3 protein-coding genes and 1 tRNA gene are annotated in these 6,000 nt (G+C 45.3%); 2 read left to right on the forward strand and 2 right to left on the reverse strand.

Features of this window, described 5'->3' with window-relative positions; translation table 11 throughout:
* Window positions 1-323 precede the first annotated feature (323 nt).
* Both PGW94_RS02395 and PGW94_RS02400 read right to left on the reverse strand, forming a co-directional pair.
* Window positions 324-1,361, reverse strand: coding sequence for a hypothetical protein (locus PGW94_RS02395; RefSeq protein ID WP_271758269.1), 1,038 nt, complete (start codon window positions 1,359-1,361; stop codon window positions 324-326).
* Between the two features lie 878 nt (window positions 1,362-2,239).
* The gene (locus PGW94_RS02400; RefSeq protein ID WP_410519520.1) at window positions 2,240-2,848 is read right to left on the reverse strand and encodes an RlmE family RNA methyltransferase; all 609 of its coding nucleotides are present in this window, start codon (window positions 2,846-2,848) and stop codon (window positions 2,240-2,242) included.
* Between the two features lie 309 nt (window positions 2,849-3,157).
* On the opposite strand from PGW94_RS02400, the gene PGW94_RS02405 reads away from it, so the two are divergent.
* Together PGW94_RS02405 and PGW94_RS02410 are read left to right on the forward strand one after the other, a co-directional pair.
* A tRNA-Pro gene (locus PGW94_RS02405) sits at window positions 3,158-3,231 on the forward strand.
* Window positions 3,232-4,176: 945 nt separating this feature from the next.
* Window positions 4,177-5,427, forward strand: a complete 1,251-nt coding sequence (locus tag PGW94_RS02410) for a hypothetical protein (RefSeq protein WP_271758271.1) — start codon at window positions 4,177-4,179, stop codon at window positions 5,425-5,427.
* Window positions 5,428-6,000 lie beyond the last annotated feature (573 nt).

The raw sequence follows: 6,000 nt of genomic DNA on the forward strand, positions 1-6,000 counted from the left end.
CGCACCCCTTACCAATTTATACAAAAGCGTACTTTAAAAAACAATGCGACACATATCCCTTACGTCGCTAATATAGTTTTGGAATTCTAAACCACTTCGTTGACAAGTCCGTCTTGCCAGCTATGCCTCCGTCGGTTCAATACCCTGGCCCCAACATCGACTTTAGGAACCACGCATGCAATAAGCACGCTCTACTACTGAAATTTTTCCTACAAAAAAAGGGAAGGAGCATCACCAGCGCGCTAACCACAAAGGCAACACACGTGTCCGCACCTTCCCTGTATATACATCCCGACTATCGGTTAAAGAACGCTCCTGCTCACCTATACCATGGGACAGTATGGCATAGTCACAAACCCCCCGCCATCGGCATCATTGCAATTCTGATGCCCGGCACACTGTCCTTGTTGAGCCTCTGCACGAGCTCCATCTACGTATGTGCTCGGCGGTGTAAGAACTATCGATGTTAGCATGTGCACTCCAAAGCAAAGCCCGCCAACAGCAGTCAAGACCGCCATGGTGGTAACTGCTACTGACGCAAAAGGAGCTTCGCAGCCCACCAGCACAGCAGCCAGCGTTCCAGAGCATACACAAGTCAACACGCAAGCAAGCATAGCGGTTCTGTCCATACGCACTTGCCCCCCACGAGCATGCACGTTGTCACTTGGCATCAGAGGAACAGACTCCTCCCCTTTAGTCTCCGCCTTAGCCTTAGACGCTCCAGGTATGAGAGAGGTCGCTACAGCCGCTACAGCTAAGATCACAATAGGAGTCGCTAAGAAAGTACCTAGAGTAGTGGCAAGCACCGAAGTGTGCGACACCAGATGAAGGCGACTCAGTATGTACGCAGCTACAGTCAAGAGTAATACCAAGGGCCAGCACAGTGCGTGAACTACAAAGTAGAAACCTATGGATTCGGCTACTGCGTCGCGAACCTGTGCCACGCGACTTTTTCTTGCAACCATACTTGCAGCCTTAGCAGCGGGCTTTCCACTATTAACAGCCCCAACGCTTCCTCCTTCCCCAGCAGAACCTACACTCTCGCCCTGCAAGCTCTCTGCTTGACCGCTTTCCGCGCACGCTACGCTTACATCTTGGCCACCCGTTGCATAGTCAATCACCTCATCAAGACCAACCTCGCGTCCAGGCCCTGGAGTATCTCCACCCACCTTTTCAGTTTCTTTAGCGTTTCCTATGTAAAATGAGGCCGCGCTGGCACCGGTAGCTTCCATTTCCCCCGCACCCACGCAAGGGCGCCAATTTTCATACACGTCTGCGGATACTGTTCCATCGTTCCCTACTTCAGGCCGTAGCGAAACAGTCAATTCGCTTTTCTGCACCTCTTCATTTTTGTTTGGCATTCTGCTTTTCCCCCAAACCCAAAGACAACACACAACCCTGCTGTCTGTTCCGCTATGCAAGCGAAACCACCATCACTCCTGTGTTAGCCACATAGAAAAATAGCAATACGTTCATGAGAGGGAATACATTCATACCTTTGCATAACCACGTACTATATCTCGACTTTGCTTTCGCGCCACACCCTACAGCACACAAAAGGAAAACACGCTACAAGGCAAAGACAACATCCCCCGCTGCAGATACCACGGCAACAAAAACATACCAGGCACACCCACACACGCAGCTACGAAAGGACGAACCCCGATCACGAGACGAATACACCGCGAGCAAGGCCTACAAAACTAACACACAGACAGCATCTACATCGATGGATAACATATTAGGCGAAATATGCAACTTTTATTTACATTTCCCGCAAAGTCAGAGCTGCATTTCCCGCACAGTCCGCGTTATAGACACTGCACAAAGTGTGCTGAAAAAGTAATAACATCTCTCGATGCACGAGTAGACCTTTTCACTACACACTATACATTATACAGCAATATGGATCTGTAGTTGCATAGATATAGTTGATTATAACTATGACGCTCTGTTGCCAGGTGTTGCAGACTTTTCTACAGATGAATTTGAGTTGTTCGTAGACGTAATTTATCTAAATGCATTCCGCATGATGTTATAAAGTGAATTTAGTAGAACATCATGCCACTTTGAAAGACTATTGACATGCAAGTTTGCGATGGTTTATGCACGCAATGTCCACACTTAAAGTGAGGGCATTATAGGGGCAGTGTTAGATAAAACCCACAAAGTGTAAAGTGTTCTAAGAGTATACAGTATAAGCTGCAGGACCGTTACAGGAGGAGGATCAGTTGTACTATTATTCTAGGTGGTGTTCGCCACCCTTGAGCCTTAGGGCAATTAGGTAGACCTCAGAAGAATCATTGCGACTGGCCTTAGGTTTGAAATATGTAACTGATTCAAAATGTGCCATTAGGGACATCTTGAACTCCGCTTCATACTCGCCTTGCAGTATTTTAGTTATGAAACTTCCAGAAAGATTTAGATATTTCAGCGCAACATCACGTGCCATTTCACTCAAGTTAATTATGTTCGCGTGATCTACTTGCCGGTGTCCGCAAGACCTTGGTGCCATATCCGACAGGACTACATCAAACCTTTTGTTGCGAAGAAGGCCGTCGAGGACATCAGTGTCCTTTTCTATATCACATTGCACAAATTCCACATTTGGAAGCCCTTCCATGAGCTGTATATCAAGCGCTACAACCATAGATTTTGAATTATCAGACACTAGCTCTGATGCCACCTGTGCCCATCCGCCAGGATACGAACCCAGGTCCAGAACGTGCATGCCGCGCTGAAAAATCTTAAACTTCTCGTGAATCTCTATGAGCTTATATGCAGACCTAGATCTATAACCATGTTTTTTCGCTAGTGCCACATACTGATCGTTAATCTGTCTTCTAATCCAATTAGTGGAAGAAATCTTCCTACCTTTTGCAGTCTTTACCCTAACTATAGTGTTACCCCTGAAACAAGACTAACCAGGCAATAATAAGTGGTTTACGAACCAAAGTTAAGAGATATCTTGCCTATCAGTCTGATTATCAAAAGTAGCTACAGTTTTTGCGGTTAGAAAAAACTTTAGATGTTGTAGATCGCTGTAATGCGGGAAAAGAGCTTATTTTATCCGCGGATAAACCCGTAATCGCGATATTTCTTTGCGGAAGTAGAGATGTTGACACCTTCTGCCATATGCTTTACCATGACCGAGCCTCGGGGTGTGGCGCAGCTTGGTAGCGCACTTGGTTTGGGACCAAGGGGTCGGGAGTTCAAATCTCTCCACCCCGACGTGCTGCTTATGCTGAGTATGGCATAACAGATGGGTGAGTGCCGCTCTTTATCTCCTGCTCCTTTCAGTGATGCGTAGGCTTAAGGTTGCTTCTTCTTGTGATCCTGCTGGCGTATTTTTTTTCCTAAAATACATTATTTGTTTTTTTTCGTGTCATCGTGCAAAAGAAGGGTAAGTGTGCTGTTAGTAAATATCTCTGAGGCTCTTTCAAGTATTGCTGATAAACGTAATGCTAAATTCTATGCTGAGGTTGAGTGGCTTTTTATCGTTGTGGCAGAGGAAGGTTACAGTACTGTTCAGTTTCCGATGTTTAACAGTATGTGCTCCATCACTTTGTTTTGCGCAGTTATCTTTAACATATTAGTAACTTGACGTGTGCCACACTGGTACATTTACACCGGCTTTGTAATCTTGGCGCGACCAAACGCACGGGCTTTCTTAGCATATGTTCTTCCAGGTATTGGAGCGTTTTCATAGGAAAACATTCGGTGATCTATGGTAACTCTGTTTAACAGCGCTTTTGATTGTAACCATACACCGTACTAGGTGTTTTCGTGTGTAACAATTGTAATACCCGGAAGACATTGGATGCTTTGAAGAAAGTCAGGTCGATATGGCAAAAGGGGAGTTTTGCGAGCGTACTATAGGTTATGCATTTTGCCTACAACGATCATTGTTATAATGTCGTCCATATTCGGGAATGTGAAGGATTTAATAATTTTAAACTAGCTCGTCCTTGCTGTGGTACTATTATCACTAAGTCTGGAAAAATATCGTTAAAAGACTTTAAGTTGACTTAATAGTGTTGCATTAGCAAGGGCTTGTACTCACTTCGTAACTGAATAGAGAAGTGGGTGCGGCTACAATCATGGGTTGTGCATGCAAGGTGGGGGTGCTGTGTGTAGCGATATGTGCTATAAATTGTACCACGAGGAGGGTATAAGATGACGGAAGAAAAAGAAAAGTTGGTCGGTGGTACCGCGAGTAGAGGTGTGGTAGACATAAGCTCACGGATTAGAAGAAAGGTTATTAACAGAGAAAAGGGAATACTTCCCCTTTCGTTCCGCGATGCACTTACGGAGTCATTTAACGGTGTAGACAGTGCTACAGGAGAGCAATTTGTCAAAGATGCTGGGAGATGTACGTGGAACATCGATGACAGCACATATACACCCACTCAGATTAATGACATACTTGGCGCATGGCAACAGGTGAGTACGGAAGACAATGTTGACCTTGCAGTTAAGAACGACATGCAGTACGTCACAGATTCTAACTATAGAGTTAGTCCTGCTACATTTTCTAAAAAGTTCCACGACAGGTGCAGTGCCATATTGACTCTTAACAGCCTTTTGGGAACGGAAGAGATACTATTGCCCACAAAGCTCAGGTTGCTAGACGAGGTAGTGAGTCACTGCCATCAGAGCGGGCTTACCTCCTTTATGTATTTCAGCGCTGTGCTGCCTATCAGGGAAGCAATGGAGAAGGGATTTGCAGCGATGCGGAAGAGTAAAACAGACCCAGAGCAAGAAAGTATATGTGTCAATGCTGATCAAATTAAACGTCACGTGGAGGCCACTAATGATGGTGGTATACGGATTACTGAAGATGTGGATTACACCTTCCGTTCAACTGATTGCGATGCCGAAGAAAGTGATCTGTTGAAAGCACAAGTAACACTCAGGTATAGCATGCATGAGGCAATGGGAGGAGTTATTTCTTACAACGATTGCTCTGCAAGCATAAAAGCTGTTCCTCTTTGCGGATTACACATAGAAACTCAGCCTACCGGCATATTGGCGCAAATTCAGGACATCATCATAAGGGCGCTTGAGTGGTGTATTAAGAAGATAAAGGATGTTTTTGGTAGTGAAGAGTACAAAGCGGAGCAGCAGGAACTGCCCGTTCTTGAGGAAATACGTAGGTATGAAGATAAAGATCATGGAGAATCCGTTGAGCTTCAGTATCGCATTCCTGGAGCGTTGGTTAATCCCTATGAGCTGCGAAAGGGGAATCTTATTGACGAAGGATTAGTAGAGGAGCAGCAAAAAGATAAATTTACAAGGAAGCGTCGTTTTGCACCTCTAGAACGTTTCACCAGCTACGCAGCGCCTCCTTCAACACTTGAAGAGACTGAACTGCTGCTTGCAGAGTATCAGGGTATCGATGATAAAAGATCTATTGGTAGGAGTTAATAAAGTTTTTGGTGCTTGCCCGTGTTCTTCGTACAGAGAGAGACACTCGCGGGAGTTTTAAGAACGTAGCGTCGTGTGAGAAGGAGGTACATTGCTTCGTGTGTAATTCTGAAGCAGTACTCTTTCCTGTTATGCGTGTCACATGCCTTATGTGCTGCTTCTTTTAGAAGGGTTACGTTTATTGTCTTTTATTTTGGGTTGCAAAGCGCCTCAGTACGTCACCCACGGTACCATTTTAGAAATGCCACATGGTAATTAACCTCTGTTTACGCAGAGATCCGGCCACTACTAGCTGCGCTGCTCCGAGCAGTGAACGAGATAGCGTGTGCACAAGACTGCATTGTGTGTGGTCTGTCAAAAACATATACCATGCCAAAGAACGCAGCTTCAGCTGACGCGATCGTTCCTTTATGCAAAGTAAACGCCTATTCACAGTAGACAAAGGACCATCTGCACCAGGTAACCACATGAAACACAGGGCACATCCACAATATATGCAGCACCGCAATGGGCGCAGATTCCATATCAACTTTGTCAGGTGCCGCAGTACCAATGATGCTAAATTTCTTCAAA

Origin of the sequence: Candidatus Anaplasma sp. TIGMIC (assembly GCF_028204095.1) — a bacterium.
GTDB lineage: Bacteria > Pseudomonadota > Alphaproteobacteria > Rickettsiales > Anaplasmataceae > Anaplasma.